19 protein-coding genes and 1 pseudogene are annotated in these 21,688 nt (G+C 66.9%); 17 read left to right on the top strand and 3 right to left on the bottom strand.

Annotation, left to right across the window (positions count from 1 at the left end; translation table 11 throughout):
* The first annotated feature begins 103 nt into the window (after positions 1-103).
* From AC07AG_RS07315 to AC07AG_RS07255, 13 genes and pseudogenes are all read left to right on the top strand, one after another.
* The gene (locus AC07AG_RS07315) at positions 104-1,120 is read left to right on the top strand and encodes a DUF2637 domain-containing protein (protein ID WP_478752781.1); all 1,017 of its coding nucleotides are present in this window, start codon (positions 104-106) and stop codon (positions 1,118-1,120) included.
* A gap of 284 nt (positions 1,121-1,404) precedes the next feature.
* Positions 1,405-1,845, top strand: a complete 441-nt coding sequence (locus AC07AG_RS07310; protein WP_478752779.1) for a plasmid mobilization protein — start codon at positions 1,405-1,407, stop codon at positions 1,843-1,845.
* A gap of 4 nt (positions 1,846-1,849) precedes the next feature.
* A pseudogene (locus AC07AG_RS07305) lies at positions 1,850-3,545 on the top strand (relaxase family protein).
* A 166-nt stretch (positions 3,546-3,711) separates the two neighbouring features.
* The gene (locus tag AC07AG_RS07300) at positions 3,712-3,939 is read left to right on the top strand and encodes a hypothetical protein (protein WP_077965876.1); all 228 of its coding nucleotides are present in this window, start codon (positions 3,712-3,714) and stop codon (positions 3,937-3,939) included.
* Entirely contained in the window at positions 3,917-4,429 is a 513-nt protein-coding gene (locus tag AC07AG_RS07295; protein WP_478752777.1) for a DUF6879 family protein, read from the top strand. The genes AC07AG_RS07300 and AC07AG_RS07295 overlap by 23 nt, the downstream gene beginning before the upstream one ends.
* A 27-nt stretch (positions 4,430-4,456) precedes the next feature.
* Positions 4,457-5,302, top strand: a complete 846-nt coding sequence (locus AC07AG_RS07290) for a helix-turn-helix domain-containing protein (protein ID WP_478752775.1) — start codon at positions 4,457-4,459, stop codon at positions 5,300-5,302.
* Positions 5,303-5,401: 99 nt separating this feature from the next.
* The gene (locus tag AC07AG_RS07285) at positions 5,402-5,788 is read left to right on the top strand and encodes a metal-sensitive transcriptional regulator (protein ID WP_478752773.1); all 387 of its coding nucleotides are present in this window, start codon (positions 5,402-5,404) and stop codon (positions 5,786-5,788) included.
* Positions 5,785-6,324 (top strand): NUDIX hydrolase, encoded by a 540-nt coding sequence (locus tag AC07AG_RS07280; protein WP_478752771.1) that lies wholly within the window; start codon positions 5,785-5,787, stop codon positions 6,322-6,324. The genes AC07AG_RS07285 and AC07AG_RS07280 overlap by 4 nt, the downstream gene beginning before the upstream one ends.
* A gap of 146 nt (positions 6,325-6,470) precedes the next feature.
* Positions 6,471-6,650 (top strand): hypothetical protein, encoded by a 180-nt coding sequence (locus AC07AG_RS07275; protein WP_478752769.1) that lies wholly within the window; start codon positions 6,471-6,473, stop codon positions 6,648-6,650.
* Between the two features lie 61 nt (positions 6,651-6,711).
* Positions 6,712-7,512 (top strand): diaminopimelate epimerase, encoded by an 801-nt coding sequence (gene dapF, locus AC07AG_RS07270; RefSeq protein WP_478752767.1) that lies wholly within the window; start codon positions 6,712-6,714, stop codon positions 7,510-7,512.
* Entirely contained in the window at positions 7,509-8,600 is a 1,092-nt protein-coding gene (locus tag AC07AG_RS07265) for a D-alanine--D-alanine ligase family protein (RefSeq protein ID WP_478752765.1), read from the top strand. Before dapF ends, AC07AG_RS07265 begins: the two co-directional genes overlap by 4 nt.
* Positions 8,601-8,636: 36 nt before the next feature.
* The gene (locus tag AC07AG_RS07260; protein WP_478752763.1) at positions 8,637-9,164 is read left to right on the top strand and encodes a C39 family peptidase; all 528 of its coding nucleotides are present in this window, start codon (positions 8,637-8,639) and stop codon (positions 9,162-9,164) included.
* Entirely contained in the window at positions 9,161-9,502 is a 342-nt protein-coding gene (locus AC07AG_RS07255) for a glutamate ligase domain-containing protein (RefSeq protein WP_478752761.1), read from the top strand. The genes AC07AG_RS07260 and AC07AG_RS07255 overlap by 4 nt, the downstream gene beginning before the upstream one ends.
* 323 nt (positions 9,503-9,825) lie before the next feature.
* Here AC07AG_RS07255 and AC07AG_RS07250 read toward each other — a convergent pair whose 3' ends face one another.
* A complete protein-coding gene (locus AC07AG_RS07250) occupies positions 9,826-11,088 on the bottom strand; it encodes a competence protein CoiA family protein (protein ID WP_478752759.1) in 1,263 nt (420 codons plus the stop codon).
* Between the two features lie 247 nt (positions 11,089-11,335).
* On the opposite strand from AC07AG_RS07250, the gene AC07AG_RS07245 reads away from it, so the two are divergent.
* Entirely contained in the window at positions 11,336-12,829 is a 1,494-nt protein-coding gene (locus tag AC07AG_RS07245; protein ID WP_478752757.1) for a hypothetical protein, read from the top strand.
* 93 nt (positions 12,830-12,922) lie between these two features.
* Here AC07AG_RS07245 and AC07AG_RS07240 read toward each other — a convergent pair whose 3' ends face one another.
* Both AC07AG_RS07240 and AC07AG_RS07235 read right to left on the bottom strand, forming a co-directional pair.
* Positions 12,923-13,963 carry a DUF6907 domain-containing protein gene (locus AC07AG_RS07240; RefSeq protein WP_478752755.1) on the bottom strand — a complete coding sequence of 347 codons (1,041 nt, stop codon included), beginning with the start codon at positions 13,961-13,963 and terminating at the stop codon, positions 12,923-12,925.
* A gap of 519 nt (positions 13,964-14,482) precedes the next feature.
* A complete protein-coding gene (locus AC07AG_RS07235; protein ID WP_478752754.1) occupies positions 14,483-17,173 on the bottom strand; it encodes an ATP/GTP-binding protein in 2,691 nt (896 codons plus the stop codon).
* Positions 17,174-17,636: 463 nt separating this feature from the next.
* Between AC07AG_RS07235 and AC07AG_RS07230 the strand changes: the two genes are divergently transcribed.
* The 3 genes from AC07AG_RS07230 to AC07AG_RS07220 all read left to right on the top strand — a co-directional run bounded on the left by AC07AG_RS07230 (position 17,637) and on the right by AC07AG_RS07220 (position 21,532).
* The gene (locus AC07AG_RS07230; protein WP_478752752.1) at positions 17,637-18,164 is read left to right on the top strand and encodes a hypothetical protein; all 528 of its coding nucleotides are present in this window, start codon (positions 17,637-17,639) and stop codon (positions 18,162-18,164) included.
* Between the two features lie 417 nt (positions 18,165-18,581).
* Entirely contained in the window at positions 18,582-20,756 is a 2,175-nt protein-coding gene (locus tag AC07AG_RS07225) for a hypothetical protein (protein ID WP_478752750.1), read from the top strand.
* Positions 20,753-21,532 (top strand): hypothetical protein, encoded by a 780-nt coding sequence (locus AC07AG_RS07220; protein ID WP_478752748.1) that lies wholly within the window; start codon positions 20,753-20,755, stop codon positions 21,530-21,532. Before AC07AG_RS07225 ends, AC07AG_RS07220 begins: the two co-directional genes overlap by 4 nt.
* The last annotated feature ends 156 nt before the right edge of the window (positions 21,533-21,688 follow it).

The raw sequence follows: 21,688 nt of genomic DNA, 5'->3' as shown, positions 1-21,688 counted from the left end.
CGCCCTGCTCCCGCGCTCCCCCGGCCGCCGAGGACGAGACCCTCGCCCACGTGATGATGCTGGTGATGCTCGCCGAGCACCCGCGCCAGCTGAGGGCCCTCGCGTGAACCGCAAGGGACGCATCACCCTTGTCATCGGCCTGGTGGCCGTCGTCCTCATGGCCTTCCGCGTCTCATGGAACGCGCTGTCCGACGTGGCCCGCGCCATCGGTGCAGACTCCACCGCCGCTCTGCTCTATCCGATCGTGGTCGACGGGTTGATGGCCCTCGCGCTCATCGCCACGCTCGTGCTGACCGGTCCCGGCCGGAAGTTCGCGCTGCGGGTCCTGGCGGCATACGCGATCGCCAGCCTCCTGCTGAACTACGTGCACGGCCTCATTCCAGCCCTGCACACCACGTCGATCCAGCAGGGCCGACTGACCGACTGGGACCCCGCGAACTGGGCCCTCGTCCTGCTGGTGACCTCGCTCCCGGTCGGGTCGATCTACTTCGGCTCGGATCTCGTGGCGAAGGTGCTGCACCACACCCCCGAGTCGGCCGACCCGGCCGAAACGGCCTCCGCCCAGCCGGTTGGCCAGCAAGCTGACGCGTCGGCTGGTCGGCAAGCCAACGAGCAGGCTGCCCGGTCGGCATCTGACCAGGCTGAATTCACCCCCGAGCAGCTGACTGAGTCGACCCCTCTGAAGGTCGCCGAGGCGCCCGTGACGAGGCCGACCGAAACCGACGAGTCGGCCCCCGCCCCCGCCCCCGCTGCCCGATCGTCCCGGTCGGCTGCTGTACCGGAGTCGACCGGAACCACCCCGCGTCGGGCGACCGGTCGGGTCCCCGCCACCAGGTCGACCACCGACCGCACCCGCACAGACGCCGAAGTTCTCGACGAGGCCCGACTCCTGACCGCCGCCTGGAGCGAAGACCAACTGACCGCCGAGCGTCTGCGCAACGAACTACGGATTGGCCAGAAGCGAGCCCGCGTCCTGCGTGACCAGCTGCAGGCCGAGCGTCGCACCGGCCGGGCCGAGCCCGTCGCGTACTACGGCTTCGCGGCCGAGTCTCTCGAAGGACTCGACGAGGCCGCCTCCCAGCAACAGGGCGAACCCAACGCGCCTGGCGACGACGTCTGATTCCCCACGTTCACCTCACCCTCGCGGTCCACCCCGCGCCCCTCGGGATGCAGCGCGGGGAAATCGAAGCCAGACGCAGCGAGGTCCTCAACACCATCACCCCCACGGAGATCCGACGCATGCACGACCCGCACCACGAACCCCTCACGGCTCAGCAGCAGACGACCACCACCCCCGTCACACGCGCAGCAAGTTGTCGGGTAAGGAGTCCTTACCCGACCTCCACCCCACAGGGGGCGGAGGCATCCGGCGCCGAGGCGGCACCGGAGTCGGTCGGCCCAGGGGTGCCGACCGAGACAGGGGGCATCGAGCCGTCGTCGAACGAGCCGCATCAGCTTGCACCGCGTCGCCGTCTGCGTGACAAGCAGCTGCGCGAGCGCCGCGTCCACCCCCGCTACAACGACGACGAGTTCGCCCTTGTCCAGAACGCCGCCGCTCTGAGCCGCATGGCGCTCGGCGGCTACGTGGCCGAGTGCTCGCTCGCCGCCGCCCGCTCCGACGACCCCACCGCAGCCGTCGCCGACTACCGCGCCATGATCAAGGCACTCATGGCCTCCAACGGGCAGCTCGGCCAGATCGGCAACAACCTCAACCAGCTCACCTGGCACCTCCACAAGGACGGCGCCTGGCCCCACCCCGACACCGTCCAACGACTTCTGGACCGCGTCGAGGCGTCAGTCGCCGAGCTGGACACCGCCATCGCTCAGGTCACCGTGGGGCGGTGAGCGGGTGATACCCAAGATCATTCTCAGCTCGGGCCCGGCTGCCACGCGACGCACGATCGGCTACCTCTTCGGCAAGGGCCGGGCTAACGAACACATCGACCCGCACTTGGTGGCGTCCTGGAACGGCTTCGCCCCCGACCCTGGCCGCAGCCCTCACCGCGATGCGAAGGACGCGATGGCTCAGCTCGTCGCGCAGCTCGACCAGCCCGTGAAGATGCTGGGTGACAAGGCGCCCAAGGACACCGTGTGGCACTGCCCCGTACGCGCCGCACCAGAAGACCCGATCCTCAGCGACGCCCAGTGGGCGGACATCGCACGCCGAATGGTGGCCGCCGCCGGTATCGCCCCCGACGGTGACGAGGAAGCCTGCCGCTGGGTCGCCGTCCGCCACGCCGAAGACCACATCCACATCGCCGCCACCCTCGTACGCCAGGACGGCCGCCGCCCCGAGCGCGGCTACGACCAGCGCGCCGTCCAGCGTGAGGCCCGCCAGATCGAAGTCGACTACGCGCTGCGACGGTTGAAGCCGGGCGACGGCACCGGAGCCAAGCGGCCCACCAGCAAGGAACACTTCAAGGCCAAGCGTCTGGGCCAGGATGCCGCCACCCGCGATGTCCTGCGCCTGCGGGTCCGTCGCGCCGTCGCCGCCGCGTCCGACGAGGCCGAGTTCTTCACCCTGCTGGAAGCCACAGGCGTGACCGTGCGCCTCAAGCTCGGTCCTTCCGGCGACGCTCTCGGCTGCAATTTCGCCCTGCCCGGAGACACCAACGACGAGGGCGAGCCGGTGTTCTACGCAGGCTCCACGCTCGCGCCCGACCTGTCCCTGCCCAAGATCCGCAAGACCCTCGCCACCACCAGCCCCGAACCTGTCACCGTCCGGCCGGGTGATCCGTGGCACCAGGCCACCGCCGCCACCGACCGCATCCCCCACCACCTCACCCACAGCGACGACCAGACCGCCCAAGGCCAACTGGTCGCACTCGGCGCGACGCTGGACCTGCTGCCGATCAACGCACCTGCCGCGGTGAAGGCCCAGCTCGAACAGGCCGCCGCCACCTTCGAGCGCGCCACCCGCTCCCGCATCGCAGCCGATCTCGACAGCACCCGCGTCCTGCGCCGCAGCGTCCGAGCCATCTGGCGCGACCGGCCCTCGGACAGCGACGGAGCCGGAATCGCGATGCTCCTGGACACCGTGCTCACCGCCGTGGCCTTCGCGATGCACTGGCACCGCGCCCACCAGCACGCCCAACAGGAAGCGGCAGCCGAGCAGGCCCTCATCCATCTACAGATTGCGTACGCACGGGTCGCCGAGCCGGTCTTGGCGGGCTTCGCACAACGCGCCCCCAGCCGCCAGATGAAGCTTCGCCCACCACCTCCAGGAGGCAGTGCCCGAGCACGCCGAGCGCATCCTCAACGACCGCGCCTGGGACGCACTCACCACCGTGCTCGCCGAAGCGGAGGCAGCCGGGCATAGCGCAACCACCGTCCTCGACCAGGCACTCGGCCAGCGCACCTTGGACGACGCCCACAGCCCCACCCGCACGATGACCTGGCGCATCCGCCGCCTCGGCGAACGCCACGCGTCTGGCCCCCGGGCACAGGCAGCAAGGTTCCGCAGCGCCACACAACGCCCCACCGCCTACGCTCCCGCTTCGGCGCCTACGCCGGCGCCGCAGCCGCCGCCCGCACGGCGACGCTGATTGCGGCAGCGCTCGTGCCAATCTGGCCGCCAACGGGCCGATCCACGCCAGCCTGCTCCCCATGAGCACCGTTCTTCTGGCAAGTTCTGGCAAGTTCCTCGTCCGGAGCCGGAGATAGGGGCAAGCTCCGGCACAGCGATCGTTACCTTCAACGGAGGTGGACATGATGGCCCTGATCAAGCTCGGTAAGGACCCGGAAAGCCCGAGTGGGGGCTCCCCCACGATCTACCTGGATGACGTGAAGAACACCTACCTTGTCCAGGGCGTGACGGTTCTCGACGAGGAGCGCCTCAACGAGATGGACCTTCCTGGTCACGAGTCAGTGGTGGAGATCCCCCGTCGCATGGTGCAGTTCTTCTTGGAGGTGAAGGGTGACGAGGGTCCCGACGTTTGAGGATCTGTTCCGCGACTGCCAGAGGACGGCTGTTCATCTGGAGATGCGCGACGCCTACATGAAGTCGGACCCGGCCTTCATCGACTGGTGTGCCGGCAAGTTCCTTGACCCTGCAGAGCGCTGGGCCGATTGGCACACGCTGGTCACGGCGGCGACGTCGCGAGGTGTCGAGGTCCGCCGGGCACGAATCGCCTCCACACCCATCAGCGAGTACATCCGTTTCGAGTACGAGGTCACGGAGGGGCTCAACATCGCTGCCGGAGAGCAGGTGCGATGGCTGTCCCGCCGCGAAGCCACCGACCTTGCTCTGCCGGGCAACGACTTCTGGCTGTTCGACTCCCAGCTCGTCCTCGTTAACCACTTCGACGGTGAGGGCGAGAACTTGGAGCTGGAGCTCAACGAATCCCCGGAGTTGGCGAAGCTCTGCGAAACGGCCTTCGAGGCCGTCTGGCAACGCGCGACGCCGCATGCCGAGTTCCGGCCGCTCTGACGCAGCGAATAACAGCGTCTCAGCGATATGACCTCGCCATCTTCGAGTGTCCAAGAAGCACGCAGGGCCCTCGGCCAACGCCTGCGCGAGATCCGGAATGACGCCGGACTCACGAAGCGGGCGTTGGCCGCTCTCCTGGGCTGGCACGAGTCAAAGTGCTCACGCTTCGAGAGTGGCACGCGCGCCCCCTCCGAGGCCGACCTCCGAGGCTGGGCTTCTGCCTGCGGTGCTTCGGACACTGCCGAGGACCTCGTCTCCACTGCCCGCGGGATCGACGGCATGTACGTCGATTGGCGCAAGATGGAGCGCTCCGGCCTCAAGCAGGCCCAGGAGTCCGTGCTGCCCCTGTGGGAGCGCACCGAGCGCTTCCGTATCTACTCACACGCGCTGGTCCCGGGCCCCGTACAAACCGCCTCGTACATCAACGCCCTGCTGACTTCCATCCAAAGCCGGCGCGGGCTCATCAACGATGTTCCGGAGGCCGTGAAAGTACGGGTCGACAAGCAGGAGATCGTGTACGGCAGCCACCGATTCGCGATCCTCCTGGAAGAGTCGGCACTCCGGAAGCGCATCGGTGGAACCGAGGTGCTGGCAGGTCAACTCGGCTACCTGCTGAGCGCTGCCGCTCTGCCTTCGGTAAGTATCGGCATCATCCCCGAGGACGCCGATCGCTCTGCCCTGTGGCCTTGCGAAGGCTTCTTCCTCTTCGACGACTACACCGTCCAGGTGGAGCTCGTATCGGCCCATCTCACCATTACGCAGAAGCATGAAATCGCTCTGTACGCCGAGACGTTCACCGACCTGGCGGAGCTGGCGGTGTACGGCGTCAAGGCACGCGAGCTGATTACGGCAGCCATCGCATCGCTCAGGTGATTCCCTGGCAAGTTCCGGCACATTCGTAGAGCCCATGCCATCGCCCTTCCTAGCGTTACTGGCACGGCTGGAATACGTGCACCGGAGGGCGAAGCGGTGATGACTGTGGCAAGCAGAGGCAAGCAACCGACGGCAACTGACAATGCCGAGGCGGAAGTTCTTCCGGTCGATGTAGAGACGATCTCCGTTAGCACGGACATGGTCCTCGCCATGCAGATGGCCACCTCCACCCGTCAGGAAATGGACGGGTCCACGTCAGTGATCCTTGGGCACCTCAACCGACTCCTTGTTGAGGACCTGGGAGCGGCAGAGGACGAGGGCGTACAGGAGCTGCTCCACCGGGGCCGCAAGCTCGTCGACTACACGAGCCGCCCGACCGCGCAAACCCCTTCGTTCGGCGCCTTCATCTACCTCCGAGATAGCGCCCAGCTCACGCGCCGACTGTTGTGGATCTACACCCAGCACAACGGGCTTGGTGCCCCGTGAGCATCAGAGACGACCAGATCGTGAAGGAACTCGCGCACTACATCCACGAGCACCCTGCCGAGTCGATGGCTCTCATGCCCTTGTACGACGCTGCGCGTGATCACGCACAGCGTGGGTCCTGTCTCCACAACCATCGCTGCCCCCTGGTGATGGCGGGGGCGGTCGTCGTGGACGAACTCACCCGCGTGCTATCCCTGCGGCACGGTGGCGGCTACTCCCTCGCCGAGCTGGCCCCAGAGCCCCAGGACGACTCACTCAGTGGGACGGCCTTGCGCTTACTGGCCGAAGAAGCCGGTATCCGCGACGTCTGGACGGAGCCCGGCAGCGAGGGACCCTTCCTGGTGGACGTCACCAGGGCAGCGCCCGAGTACGGCCCCCGCATCAGGGTCGGCTTCCGGTACCTCTTCCGCGCCCACTCGGGGGCCATCCTCCCGACCATGATCGAGACCGGCGCGGCGGCCTGGGTGCCCATCGCCGAGATCGGCATCCCATCGGTGCGCGAGCACCTCCGCAGTCGCTTGGCAGGGGCCGCATGAGCCCCCGTAGAGAGCAAGTCGCGTACGTAGCCAGCCTTTTGTCGCTGGGCTCGGCGCTGCTGCTAGCCATCTGGAGGGGCTGAATGTACGAGCGGCGCAGTACTGACTCGGCTCCCCCGCCCGCTCCGCTCGGCACCACCGCGGGCTTGCGACCGCCAGGCGATGTCCACATCGGCGACTTCGTACACCTCGACGACATGTTCCTGCGGGTCCAGGACATGCGGGCCGCCAGCACCGCAGCGCAGCGGGTTCTGATCTTCGACGGGCACCCTCCGTGGGTCATGAGGCAGTCGACGATCACGTATCGGCCCATCGAACTCGCCTGATTCCGCCAGCCCCTTCATACCAACGCAGAGCCGTCACCTCACCGGAATGAGGAGCTTCGCCATGCGCTTTCGCAAGATCCACGGAGCGGGGAACGACTTCGTCTTCCTCTCCGACCCCGCGCCGGACAGTGACAACAACTGGGCGAAGGAGGCCGAACAGCTCTGTGCCCGAAGGACCGGCGTGGGTGCTGACGGCCTAGTCATCAGCAGGCTGATCAGCACGGACCCCGCCCTGATCGAAGTCGCGTGCTTCAACGCGGATGGTTCGACCGCGACGATGTGCGGCAACGCCCTGCGCTGTACCGCGTGGCTGACGCGCCAAGACCACGGCCTCACGACGATGGGCCTCCTCATGGCCGGGGTGACACACCAAGCCGTCGTGAGTGATGACGCCGTGTGGGTCACGGCCGAAGTCGGCGCTGTGCATCCGCGACGTGTTCAGGCCGTCATCAACGGCAGGCCGACGTGGTTCGACAGCGCGCACACCGGCACCGAGCACGTCGTCGCGGTCGTGGATGACGTGGACGCCATCGACACCCTCACGATCGGCCGCCTCATCCGCCACCATGCCGACCTTGCCCCGCTCGGCACGAACGTCAACTTCGTCCAGTCCGCTGGCAGTCAAGAGCTGAGGATCCGCACCTACGAGCGCGGTGTGGAAGCCGAAACGCTGTCCTGCGGCAGTGGAGCGGTCGCTGCAGTCGTCATCGCCACCATGCGCGGGCTGGTCGCTCAGCGCTCCGTCACCGTCCACAACCAGGCCGGGGAGCCACTGACGGTACGCCCGCACGCCGACCGGCCGACGCGTACGCAGTGGGTCGGCGGCCCTGTCACCCACACATTCGAAGGGGTACTCGCATGACGCTCTTCCTGGACACCAGCTCCGGCAGGAGCGTGCAGCAGGCGACCCAAGCGCTTCGCGACTGGCAGCAGGACCGGCAGGGGATCGGCGTCGCCCTGATCTACGGCCCGGTCAGCCTCGAGGATCGGCTCTACCACTCGAAGTGTCCCGTGGAGCAGCGCTCGGTGACAGCCCTGTCCGGGGCGCTGGAGGAGATCGGCGCCCGGTGGAAGGTCCTGGACCCGTGCGAGCCGACATTCATCCCTGAACTGGCCGGATACGACGTGGCCCTCTCGAACCTCCACGGCCCGTTCGGCGAGGACGGACGCCTGCAAGGACTCCTGGACTACATCCGCATGCCCTACTGCGGAAGCGGCGTCGCCGCCTCGGCGGTGGCTGCCGACAAGATTCTCTGCAAGCGGGTGATGGAGAGCCTGGGCGTCCCGACGCCCGGCTGGTGGGTGTGGTCAGGAGGCCCGGCGGACTGGACCGGAACACCCGTAATGGTCAAGCCGCCCTTCGGTGGCTCCAGCGTGGGCATGAGCCTGGTCCGCGACCAGGCAGCCCTTCCGCTGGCCCTGGCGGATGCTGCCCGCGATGAGGGAGATCCCGTACTGGTCGAGGACTACGTTCCCGGCATCCCTCTCACCGTAGGACTGCTGGAGATGCCCGGAGGCGCGGTACTCGTCTGCCCACCACTGGCTACCGAGGTCGCTGACGCTGACTTCTACGACGCCGATACGAAGCTATATGCCGACTCCAGAGGCGCTGTAACGGTCAGGGCCGCCGACCTGAAGCCCGCACTGCTGGCCGAGATCACCGGCTACGCCAAGACAATGTGGGAGGGGATGGCCCTGCGCGGCTCCGCTCGCGTGGACTTCATCCTCACCGAGACCGACCAGGTGCACGCACTGGAGGTCAACACGACGCCAGGCATGTCGCGTGACAGCAACTTCGCCGTAGGCGGGGCCGTGGTCGGGCTCACTCACACAGACATCGTGTTGGCGATGCTCCACGAGGCCCTGGCCCGCCCGCCATACGATGTCCCCCTGCCCACTCCCGCGTTCGCCGGCTCCACTCCGACACGGGAGGCTGCCGTCTCACCGTAGGAGCACGCCGCTGTGCCACGCGTCCACGACGTCCCCATGTGCCGACAGCTCATCGCTCCCGCCGAATGGGATCTCCACGGAGGGTGGGCACTGGGAGACCGGGCCGAGTGGTCCAACAGGGCGTGCGGCCTGGCGTCACTGAGAATGATCCTGCTCGCCTACGGCCGTGAAGCGCCAACAGTCACGGAACTGCTGAAGCTCGCCGTCAAACACGAGGTGTTGACCCCACGTGGAGCGCTACATGCCGGTATCGCCAACCTGGCAACCGACTTCGGAGTTCCTGCCCGAGCCGAACCAATCGCGGCCGAAAGCCTGGTCGCCCGCCTCGAAGAAGCACCGCTGATCATGTCGGTGACCGAGCAGTTCCCCAACGACGGCCGAGCTGGTGGCCATCTCGTCCTCGCGCGCGGCTACGAGGACGGGACGGACCCGACCATCTTCATCCGCGATCCCTCCGCGTGGGGACAGAGCAACGACAGGGTCCCCCTGAGCCGAGTCGCGCCCTCCTACACGGGCCGAGCTATCACTTTCGCGCCCCTCAATCGCAACGGAGCGTCCTCATGACCGAAGCAGAAGGCGGCCGGAGGATCGCCGTGCTCGGGGAAATGCTGGAACTGGGCGATGAAGCCTTGGAGGCCCACAGGGCAGTAGGACGCATGGCCGGCGAGAGCGGCGTCGATCTCGTCGTGGCGGTCGGCGGGGACCTCGCAAAGCAACTCGCTCTCGCTGCGGGCGCAGCAGGCGTGCCAGACGTGGCGATCGTCGCCGACAACGCAACCGCTGCGGCGTACGTCGATTCCGTCCTCCGCCCTGGAGACGTTGTCCTGACGAAGGCATCGCGGGGCGGCATGTTGTGGCAGGTCGCCCAAGCGCTCACCGGGCAGCCCGTCACCGGACTCTGATGAGACCTGATCGATCTGCCGGTGCCCAAGCCGCCGCTACCCCCACCGGCTCGTGCACCACAGCCGCCCGACCACCCGGGTCCGCGTTGCGGCGATGGGCCCGTTGGGGGCCCCGCTGATTAAGGGCGGTTCGGTATTCTGCGGAGTTCCATGCTGTTGCGGCCCTACTCTGTCGGGACGGGCGCGCAGCATCCATGTGAGCCGTCCTGCAGTTCACCCGGCAGCGGCCACGAGAGCGCCTCGGACCCGACGACCTTCATCCGGGGTCCATGGGCCCGGAGCCAGACCCCCGATCGGGTCCATCTCGGCCGAAGGATCCCCAGCTATCGGCCGTTGAGCTCGCAGCGGCACACCGCGCAGTACATGGCCGCATGGCGTCCGTGCCGGCGCATCAGCTGACCGCAACCTGCACACAGCCCCAGCTCCCAGGGAGGGCACCCCAGCGCGGCCGAGGCGGCAGCCCGCTCGACGGGCGTGATCAGGGTCGGCTTCACGGACCGCTGCAGCGGCATCCGCGGCAGGGTGACACCACCGGTGGGCTGTCCCAGATCCCGGGTGGGCCGGGCATCGCTGACGAACCATCCCTCTTCACCGGCACGGCACGTCCGGTCGATCTCCTGCTCGGCAAATGTGATCCGGTCGTCCTCCTCCTGCTCCGGAGCGATGGGAAGCGGCTCCTTCTCTCCGACGAGCTCCCGCCATAACTCGCAGTCGTCCGTCGGCACCCACATGTGCCGTCCGGCCCGTCCGCTGCCCCGATTGGGAACGTAGACGGGCACGCTCTCCCCCGTCGCACTGGAGAGAACGAGATCCTCGAGATGCACGGGCTTCTTTTCCGGCTGACACAGAGCGGGCAGGAACCAGTCGGCATGGATTCCGCTGCAATGGCCGGCTCCCTCGGACAGCGGGCAGTGGCGATCGCTGCTAGGTACGCACTTCCAGACTTGGAGGTAGCGGTACCCGCCGCGGATCACCATCTCCTTGCCGTCGGTGATGTCCTTCCACGGCATGTCGTCCACGCGGGCCCAGGGCGCCCGGTCGATCAGCGAGGCCGTGCGGTCCTTGGCCACCCACAGGGGCGTGATCTGGTGCTGCACGGCGTTGACAGACCGGCGATGAACACTGCTGGGGCTGATGTGGTGGTACTGGATTTCCCAACCGATGCGGATACCCCCAGGTCCGGCTACGAGGGCATCAGAAATGGTCCGTCGGTTCCCTGTGGAGACTTCGGTTTCTGCGTCGAGACCGCATCGCGAAGCAGTCTCGACGATTCGCTCCTTCGTGGCCCTGTGCTGAGCGCTCTCCGCTGGGGTCGCCTTGTGCGTGATCGGCAGATGCGCGGCAACCAGAGGGGAGCGCCCGCCGACGCGAGCACGCCTGATGAACATCCAGGGCGACTTTCCGCCTGCTTCTGACGCGCATTCCTTTCCCTGGTGGTGAGCAAGGCACTCGAGCAGTTGAGGGTTCCGATCGGAGACGCTGGTCATGATCTCTTGGAGTAGACCGGGGTAGCCGTCCACTCCAAGATCAGGTTTCGACAAGTTGATCTCAATGCCGTACTCGGTGTGCCACACGCCATTGGCCATCAGTCCAGCATAGGAACGGCCACTGACATCCGACAGAGTGCCTAAGCGCCTGAGGATTCGACCACCGATGGCGATCTTGGCGACCGCTTTGACCGAACCACCACCGTCGTTGCCATTCCCTTGGCGTACCCCACTCGCATGAACGTTCCCGTCCGAAGTCCACCTCGGCACCCATTGTGTACGGCGAAAACCTGCCCATACACGGCGCGAGTACGTCACCATCCCGACATGAACTGGGGAGGAACTTGTGGGTAAGCGCGAACGCCGTCGTAAACGGGAACGAGCAAAGAAGCAACACCGACCACATCAGCCGGCTGCTCCGCAGCCGATCATTCGGGAGCACCCGGAAGATTCCCCCCGCATCCGCGTCGTGATCACACATGACGCTTCCGAAGATGCCCAGAGGATCAGTGCCCTCTACTGGGAGATCAAGGACGACGACACGTGGGCTCGAACCGTCACCAGCATCGGAGTGGCCGTCAACGTCGGAGCGGTGGCAACGGCTCACTCTCACGCCATACTCCTGCGCTCCCCGTGCGCGAACTGCTCCGAACCGATCCATGTCGCCAACCGGTCCTGGGCCAACAGAGTGGGCGGCAAGTACCTCGACGCCGAAGCACCCTCCTACCTCTGTGGGGACTGCTCGGCAATCCAGAAGCGTGAGAAGGCTGAGCGGCAGCAGCTCGCCGCTGAACAGAAACGTGCCGAGCAGACACGTGAGAAGCAGAAGGCCGAAGAATTCAAGCACCTGGTTGCCGGGGCCATCGAGGACGAGGAGGCGAAGACCGAGTCCGCCAGCTGCCTCCCGGACGACAACCCTCGGGCCCTTGCCCTCTACGTGGCGCTGGTCAGTTACGCCACCCGAAACCCTGGCAAGCAGCTCCCGAGTATCACGGGTATCGGCGCCATGGGTTGGACTGGTGACAACGCGCAGGACAGCGAACTCCTGCTGGCGCTCTACTATTCGAACCTACTTGCCATCTCCCGGGAAACACCGCCGCCCGCCTTCGTCCTCGCCAAGGACGGTGACGACATCACGTTCCGCGCCAATGATGTCGTATGGCGGCTCATCGGCGACCGATCAGTCGCTCAGGAGCGCGTCAAGGACATCACGAGCGGGTTCAAGACCCGACCTGGCCCGCAGGGAGCCGCCGCGCGCGAAGCCATCGCCTTGTTGACGGACGAGATCGAGGTTGCCAACATCACCTCGTATCTCAACGGGCTGCTCACCAAGAAATACGACTACCCCGAAGTCCCGGAAACACGGCGGGAAGAGCTCACGGACATCATCCGTAAGGGTTTCAACCATGGATACACCTCTGGGCAGATGATCACTTTCGTGTGGCGGGCCGCCGACTCCGCCGCAGCCTGGAAAGAGCGCAACGCGCGGATGGGGACGCCGGAAGCCGCCTCTGCCTCGGTGACCACTCTCAACGGGAAGATCGACAAGGCTATCGAGCTCCACCACGCCGTTCCTGAGTACGAGGTCCCCCGCTGGCACTCGGGGCCGCTCGCACTCAGCAGCTTGCGGCGACTGACCGCAGATATTCGGTGGGTGTACGACCGCGAAGTCATCGAGGCATGTCCCCACTGCGACCACATCGGACTTAAGGAAGTCGTTCATCCCGAGACCGAGTCAACCGCTAATGGGCGCTGCACCCATCCCGTCGAGATCCCGGCCCAGGCGCGAGAGGAGGAACCGAACTGGTGGGACGACGCACCCGATCCGGCTGACGTCTGAACCTGAGACCTGGTCTGGCCGATCCGGTGATCACCGGATCGGCCAGACCAGATTCACGGCAGTATCCCCAGATCAGCCCCAGACACCCATCCTTCACGCAGCGCCCCGCAGCATCGCCTTGGCCAGGGCAGCCCGATCGCCGATCACGTGCAGGGCTGACTCGCTCTCCCACAATGCCCTTCCTCGGCGCTCGTAGACGCTGGAGAGCAAGCCCCTCACCGTCTCCTCCCGCAGCTCGGGCGATAGACCAGCAGGCACGCAGGCCCAGATCCTGCCGTCCGGATCGTTGTCCTCAAGGGCGTATCCCGACGAGCCCGGATCCAGTTGCGAGTCCTCGACCACCTTCGCCCGCATGTCGGCAGTAACACAGTCGAGCGGGGGCAAGGCACTGGGCATCGCGCAGGTATCCGCCATGGCGATCATTTCGCCAAGGACGCTCCTTACCTGCCTGGCTTCCGCGAGCGACAGACGAGTGTAGGCGTTCGTTCGCCCCTCGATCGTGAGAGCGACCGTCGGCAGGCGTCCGTATGCGTACTGCTCCAGCACCAACTGAAGCTCGTCCGGGATGATCCCGGTATCCGCAGCGCCCTTCTCAGGGTGGTGCAAGGTCAGCTGCACGAGTTTCCAGGCTCCGGTGTGAGAGCGGTCCTCCAGGGCGTCCATGGTGTGGCTGTTGTCAGTTCGGTTGGTGCACCACCTGGGGCACGGTGCGGTGACCTCAACAGGGCGGTTCGGGCCGGATGCCTCCGGCGCGTCGCTCGTCAGGTCAGTGCCGGCGAGTGCTGTGGCGTAGCGATATCGCAGCGCTTGCAGGTCGACGGTGTACCGGTCGAGCCCTGCAATGACATGATCGAGCCCCGACAAGCCGAACTCACACCACCTGCCAGCTGCGCCGAACCAGATCTCCGGGGACTGTCCTTCGCCCTCGTCGTTCTCCATGAGTGCGATCGACGCGGACAACGCCGCCGGTCCTCCGTCCCCGCCCCAGTCCTGCGGGCCCTGCCATTCGACCTGGGGGCTCTCGTGGACGTCGTGCGTTCCGTCGTGCGTCTCACCGAGGCACCACGGCGGGCACGAGACCTGAGTGGTTCCAGCGGCATCGGACACGACGGCCAATTCGGCATTGTGTCGCATGATTTCTCCTCCTGTGGGTGGTTCCTCTTTGGCATTCAGCTTGGCGAGACAGGAGGCAGAACTCGCTCATACTGAGGTTTTCGTGTAGCCACGGGCCGTACTCGCCAAACTGACCTGACACCACCCGGATACTGATCGTCCGGTTCGAACCGTCTCGGACCTGCGTACAGCCTCGGTCCACGATGAGTGCGCACCCGCAGCCGGCCGCAACCGCTGACCTGTCCTGCAGGTGCTTCCTCGGGGGCGAACGAAGCTGCGGCAGCGCTGGTCAAGAGGTGACGGCACCGGCATCGCCGACCCGTGCCGATGGTCTCAGTTCTGGTCTCGTTCGCCGCCGTCCGACGCCGTTCAAGGTGTCCCCACCACCGGCTCCGCGCCAGGTCCGGACACACGCATCCCCCGCCGAACCCCCAGACGAACATTTGGAAAGCGTGTCGGGGCAACCCCTCACGACTTCGAATTGCTGGCTGTCCTAGCGCTCCAGATCAACGGCAACCACTGAGCACATCACCACGGAGGCTACGGCGTTCCGGAGGCTGGCCCTGAAATGAGCAGAGCGCGTCGGTCGATGACCATGCTGCGCCACCGTTGGCGCACCGTCTGCTGCTCGTCGAGCCACTGCGCACGGGAGGGGGTGTCGAGCGCGAGGTCGGCCATGAAGTGGGCGATGTCGACGTAGTAGGCGTAATAGCCCTCACGGGTCAGCTCGCGGAGCCGACTGATTCTGGAGGCGACGCCCGTCTGGTCATCGCGGATGGCGTGGTGGAAGGCGCGTGCCAACTCAAGCTTGGCCTGGACGAAGAGCAGTCCCGACGTGCTGATCTCCGCCGCCAGTACCTGTGACCGGTCTTCGACTCCCGCGTCGGTGCCGGCGTCGCGCAGGAGCGCTGCGATCCGTACGTCCAGGGTCGCGGCGCGCAGATCGACCTGGGCCAGGAGGTGTTCACCGAGGTCGATCTCGTCATCGGTGGTGGGGTCGGCCGTGAAAGCGAGAGTGAAGGCACGCATGGCCTGTGACATCGCCGCCTCCCCGCTCTTGCCGTGCTCTTCGGCCTCCGCGCGCGCCGCTCCGAATGCCTGCCCGGCCAGGCGCATGTCGCCCTGGACCCAGCGCACGTCGCCGACGACGCGATGATGCCGCCCCTCCCAGCCCAGGCGTTCGGCGGCCTCGAGAGCGGTCGGGAAGTCACCGGCGAGCCGGGAGAGTTGAGCGAGCCCGCGACGGGCGTTCGGTGCAAGACGTCCCCCACCGGCGGCGACCAGCTGCATTCCCTGCCGGGACCCGACGGTGTGCCCGAGGTCGCGCTGCGCCTTGGCCCGGTAGTAGACGGCCATTTCGGACAGCTCCGCGGGCAGCAACCCGGTATCGGCGACCGCCGCCAGGCGCTCCCCGGTGCGGGCCCGGTTCTCGTGCTGCCGGCGGGCGAGCGCGCTGAGCAGTTCCACCAGTGCGTCGGCGGCCGTGGCCGCAGTGCCTTCCGCCTCAGGGCTAGCGGCCAGGTCGAGCGGCTCCCACACGGAGTCGCCGACGTAAGTCCAGGCGGCCTCGGTGAGCCAGCCGAGGTCAAGACGGTAGTCGCGGGCGATGGCCAGTCCCTGACGCAAGCAGCCCACGAGAAGCAGCCGGTCACGGTCGGAGCCACCCCTCCACTGCTCTTCGAGGGCGGCGAAGGCCCGGATGGCAGCCTGCTGCCAGTCGGCGGGAGACCACCGGTCGTCGGTCTGGTCGTCGGCGCCCCGGATCGTCGCGCGGATGAGGGCATGGAGGTGGAAGGGCCACAGCCCGAACGGAGTCTCCCGTACGAAGGGACGCTCGACGAGCCTCAGTGCCGGCGCTTGCTGGGGCAGACCCGCGGCCCGGGTCGCCAGGTCGACGTCAAAGGAGGAGAAGAAGGTGACGGAGCGCAACACGTGACGCTCCGGGGCGGTGAGGTCGGAAAGGGTGCGGGCGATCAGCGCGGGAAAGTCGTGATCGAAGTCGGTCGGCTGTGGGGCGCGCCCGCTGCGGCGGAGCTCCAGGAACCTCATCACGGAGAGGTCCAGGTACAGCGGCAGGCCGTGCGAGCGCTGCCCGATCACCGTACGGATGGAGCTGTTGATGAGGGGGCGGCCGTCGGCCGAGAGGCGGCGGGCGAGGTAGTCATCGCAGTCCTCGAACGAGAAGTCACCGACCAGCATCTGCCGTTCGCGACCTGGCGCGGAAAACTCCGTACGGGCCTGGGGGATGTCGTGGGCGGCCAGACCGGGCCAGGCGGTGGGACCGGTGAAGTCGAGCTGCCCCTGGAGAGCTTCGTCGGCCCACTGCAGGCGGGAGCGGCCGGTGATGACGAAGAAGGCGTTCGGCATCAACCACACCAGGCGCTGCAGAAGCCGCTCGAAGTCTCGGTGGGTACGGTCCCCGATCTCCTCGAAGGCGTCCAGCAAAATCACCGGCGTGACCCTCTTCACGGCGGGTAACCGGGCAAGCTCCCAGGCGAGCAGGTGCGGGTAGTAGGAGAGGGAATCCAGATCCGGTTCGCTCTCCAGAAGGTCGGCAAGGCGTGCGCAGCCGGCGAGCGCGCGTACGGTCTGCCGGCGCTCGCGCAGTGCCCCTACGAGCGCCCCGGTGACCTGCCCGATGGCGGAGCCCACCGTGCCAGGCAGCAGCAGGGTCTGGGCGACATCGGCGAGGGCGGACTGCATCTGCTGCGGCAGCGCCTTCCCGAACCGGGCGGCCAAGCCGCCGCGGTTGAGGAACTCCTCCAGCGGATCACCCGGGTGCTGATGCTCCCAGTAGCGGCGCAACGCCAGGTCGAAGGCAGGCAGGGGCCGGCCGACAGCGGCCAGCGCAAGGCGGACGGAGAGCACGACCTTCTCGAAATCGGGACTCGCGGAGCGCGCGAGATCGATACGTACGGGCAGGATCCGCGCTCCACCCCATACGGGGGCACCCCACTGGGCAGGGCGCTGATCCGGGTCGGCGAGGGCTGCCTCGAACTTGCGCGACAGCGTGGACTTCCCGATGCCACCAAACCCATGGAAGACCACCACGTTGTCCCGGGCCGCCTCCAGGTCTTCAGGATCAAAGGCAGGGTCGTTGACATACCGCAGGTGCTCGGTGAGCGCGGCCACCGCGAACTCCCACTGCGCCTGGCGATTCGTGAACGCCTCCGCAGCCCCAAGCGTGCGGTCGTTCGTACTGAACAGCGCCCGTAGATCCCGACCTGCCACACCAACCCCCGCCAAAGATCACCTGGCCACCAACTTATGTCCGCCGCAGCCCTGTTGGGGAGTCATCCCCGAAAACGCCCACGCCCGCACCCGTGCACACCGCCACCAGACGAGAGCAGCCGTACTGCCTGCCCCGGCGTCAGGCCAGCCTGACTCCTCCTGAGGGCACGGCGGAGTCGGTCGGCCCTTTGCCGCATTTCGGCCAGGCCAGGATGCTCGCGAGCGGGCCATTCCGCATAGTTCCAGCCGAAAGTGCGTCTGCCATATGCGCGCCAGCCGGACACCATCGGACCGCGCCCCACGTCAAGGGCATCGCACACGCGAACGCCAAGGGTATTTGGGTCATCACCTTGGGTGACCGGAACGGTTCTTCTCTCTGGGTGACAGCGAACGTACCGTCAGTCAGGTTTTGCGACTGCGCGTACACGGCGGGACGCGCAATCAACGGGGAGGGCATACATCCATGGATCCACTGACGTTTCCGATGCTCGTCGGCACCGCACTCACTGAGGCAGTCAGGTTTCTGTTCGACCGGGCCGGGGCGGTCCTTGACCGGCGTGCGGGTCGGGTTCCCGTGGAGGAGCCGGAGCAAGTCGAAGGGCAGGTCGGGTCGTTGACCGTCCGCCCGGCTGAACTGTCCTCTGCACGGATCGAGCGCATCACTGAGGCCCGCGGAGCACTCCAGGTGTATCTGGCACGTCCAGCGCTGCTGCAGGGAGACGATCCGGGGCTCAGGGATCTACTGGGTGCTCTGCGCCTGGACTTGGAGCAGATCTACGGGCGGCAACTGCCCTTCGGCGGCGAGGATGAGCGGCCCGCGCGCCCCGGCGTCTCCGTCACACAGCGCGCGGAACAGCTCACCGGCCACCAGGTCGGTGTACGCGCTCAGGAAATTTCCCAGACGGGCCGCGTACGCGTGGACCAGTCCGCGAAGGTCGTCGAGGCGTCGGCGGAACAGGTCGGCGTCGAGATCGACGGACCCATCGGCTGAGAGGCGGCGCAACCGATGGCTCTCGACGATGAGCAGGACTTCACCCAGCAGCAGTCCGTTCCGGCTACCAGAAACCCGTACGGCGCTGCCGAAGACTCGCGGGCGCGTCCGCCGCTACTCGATCGCTACAGCGACGGAGAACAGACCAACCATACGGAGGGCCCCACCCCCTCCGCCGGTGCACCCACAGCAGGCGCAGAGGCCAACGCCGAGTCAATGGCGCGCGCTCGCCCCGAAGTGGCCGCGCCGTCGAGCTCACAGTCAGGATCCGTACACACGTCATATCCCGCTCCCCCTGTCATCCCACCGAATAGCCCGGAACCGGCAGCACAGCGAGAAGCTGAACGGGGCAGGACGGCACCACCGTCCCCCGAGGCGGTCGAGGCCGTCGGGCAGGCGGCCACGCTCCAGCGCGCGTTGATCAACCTGGGCGAGATGATCGGCACGAAATACGTGTTCGAGCAGACCCTGGACGCTGACGCGCCTATCGAAGCCGAGTACTTGGCGGTGATCCGCAAGGTCTACGCCAAGCCCCGCTCTGAGGACACCGACCGGACGCGCAGTCCCTTTGCCCAGGCCCTTGAGATCCTGCGCCCTTCGGGGTCCGTACTGGTCATCAACCGCCCACCGAACAGCAGCAGGACCACGACCGCATACGCCCTTCTCGACCAGCTCGTGGAAGAAGGCTTGATCACAGAAGTGCGCCCGCTCGCCTTCGGCGGCTCCCAGCACTTCCCCGCACGACGTCTGCCTCATGATCACCGGTGTGGCTTCTTGCTCGAACTCCCGCCAGACGAAGACGGCTTCCAGGTAGCCGACACATTCGGTTCCGGTCTGGGAAGACTCGGTGAGCGGCTGGCCCGGCGGGACAACCGACTCATCGTCCTCACCCGCCCGGAACAGTGGCGACGGATCAGCCACGGCGCACCGCCGAGCACCGCGCCGGATCTGGGCGAGATCCACCCCCACGACATCGCCACCCGCTGGCTGCTGGCACAGGAGCCGTCGTTCCCCGTCAATTCCTGGCTCGGTAGCACCGGCATACGCCGTCTCATCGGCGGCATGACGCCCACAGACATCTTGAACGTCACTCCTCTCATGCTCGATGAGCACCGGAAGGCCGAACGACTCGCGGCCGATGACCTCTCGGACGTAACACGGGAAACGGCGCAACAGGCTTCTGCCGAGCGGCGCCGCTCCCTCGACGACCAGATTGCCAATGTCGTAGCCGTCCTCAGCAACTGGGAAGACGCGCTCTACGAGTGGCACGAACCAGAAGACCAGGTCCGGACCAGCTTCGAACGGAGCTTCCTCCTGACCGCCGCGGTCCTCCGCGGCGACCCGGTGGGCCATGTGTACGCCAAGGCCGCGGAGTTGACCGACACGCTCGACAAACGTGACACCCCTGTCCCGGTGCACGGGCAACAGGCCCCGGGCGTGATCGCCATGACCAAGGCGATCAAGGCGCGCCGCGAGGAGGACGGGACTCTCCGTTTCGACCGGCCGCACTGGGATGACGCCGCGATCGAGTATTTCTGGAACGATCGCCCGCTGGCCCGCACCTCCTTCTTGAAGTGGCTCGCCCAGGTTCCCGTCGATGACACAGGAACGAACAAGGAGGCCCTGGAGACCATCACCAAGGACGCCCGCCGTGCCTTGGCAGGCCGCATCGGTGAGTTCGCGCTGCGCTGGGCCGTACGCCATCGCAGACAAGAACCGTTAGAGGCGATCGTCACAGCGTGGTACGCCCACGGCACGGACAAAGAACTGTGGCCCTTGGCCGTGAAGTTGCTCGACAACGCGGCGATCCACGCAGCCAGCGCTCCATACGTGCACTCCCTGTTGCTGTCATGGGCCAAGCGCAAGGACCCCTCACTCCAGCAGGCCGTCGTCGAGGTCTGCACCGGACAGTTCGGGCGGCGTCACACAGGGAAGGCGCTACGCCGCCTGAAGCGCGTGGCCAACAGCGGGCTGCCGGAGGTCGTGGACAGCCTGCGCGAAGCGATCCAGGTGCTGTGGGCGGACAGCTCCGTCCGGAAGACGCTCTTCGGGTACGTCGTCGATTGGTGCGGTGACGAGAAGATCCGGGACACCGTCGGCCACCGTACGTTCATGGCTCTCGCCGCGTCGTCTGCACCAGAAGCCGACCGAGTGCCGCTGGTGCTCCACAGCGACATCACGCCGGACACCGACGAAGAGGAGGACTTCCGCCCTCCAGTCGCCGGCCTTGTCACCGGGTGGCGCACTCTCCTGCGTCAGGCGACCGGAGCGGCGGGGGATCGCGAACTCGACCGAGCCATCTTCTTGTGGCTCGATGCAGCCCTTCAACGGCCACCTCTGCGACCGATCGTCCTGGACACCCTTCGCCAGGCCGTGGACGTCCGGGGCCCTGAAGGCCCGACCCTGCGCGAGGCCCTGCGTACCTGCTCACAGGTATGGGTCCAGAGCGAAGACCGCCCGTACTCGCCCGACCGGGCGAACCTGAAGCTCGAACTCTCCTCCCTCCTCGACGCCGACCTCGCCAAGGTCCAGCAGCTCCTGCTGCAGGAACATCCCGAGGCAGACAAGTCAGAGGAGCCCGAAGCCGCATGAAGCGCCGCCCCACCGCCGAAGGCGCCTCCCAGCCGGGCGGCGCCACCTGGATCTCCACCTTCTCCGACCGACCACGCAGCGCGGACCCAACGCTCCACTTCTGCGCACATGTCCGAGCGACGTGGCGGCGTCGTGACGACACCGCCAACCCTGCGGGTCCGTACGCAGCCGGGCAACTCGTCAGGGCCGTGATCGATGAGGCAGCCGCCGCCTGCGATGTCCTCCGTCCTGACGCCGCCGAGCAGGACATTGGCGCCGCACTCGCTGAAGCCCTGCCTCTTGGCGGCGTGAGCGTGGTCGTCGTGGATGCCACCGTGACCATCGAGGTGGACGAATTAACCCGGCAGGCCGCGTTCGCCGCGGAACAGCTGCAGCAGAACCACCGTCGCCAGGAAGAGCTGCTGCGCCGCGAACTCGAGCTGGACGTGCTGGCCCGTCGCCAGGCCAAAGCGCGCGAGGAATTCCTCCAGGAACACATCCTCGCCAACCCCGCCGCCGCCCGGCTTTACACAGCTCTGGAAAGCTCGGCCGAGAACTGGCCCCGCCTGGGCGGACCACCTGCCGGTACGGATCTCGAAGATCTGGTTCGCATGGTCAGACAGTGGCAACCCGGACAGCAGTGGGTCGTTGTCGCTCAGGTAATCCACGATTTCGTCGGCAAGCTGACCCCTGAAGGCTGCAAGGAACTTCTAGTCCTGCTCGCAGGCACCGTACGAGCATTCGGCGACGAGGACGCTGCCCGTGCCCTCACCGCCATCGCCGGTGAGTTCCAGTGAAGTTGATGCTCCTGCGCTGGCTCCTCGATCCGGTCACCAGCTTGCTGGCAGTGCGTCTCCGTGCCCAGAGCCACGGCCGTATGTCGTACGAGGCAGCCTGGCGACTGGCACGCGTCACCCGGCACCCCGACGAGATGGGGTATCGCTTACACGGTC

The sequence above is a fragment of the Streptomyces sp. NPDC044044 genome (assembly GCF_056434405.1).
Note: the sequence above shows the minus strand (reverse complement) of the source record. Positions and strands in the feature narration are given on the sequence as shown.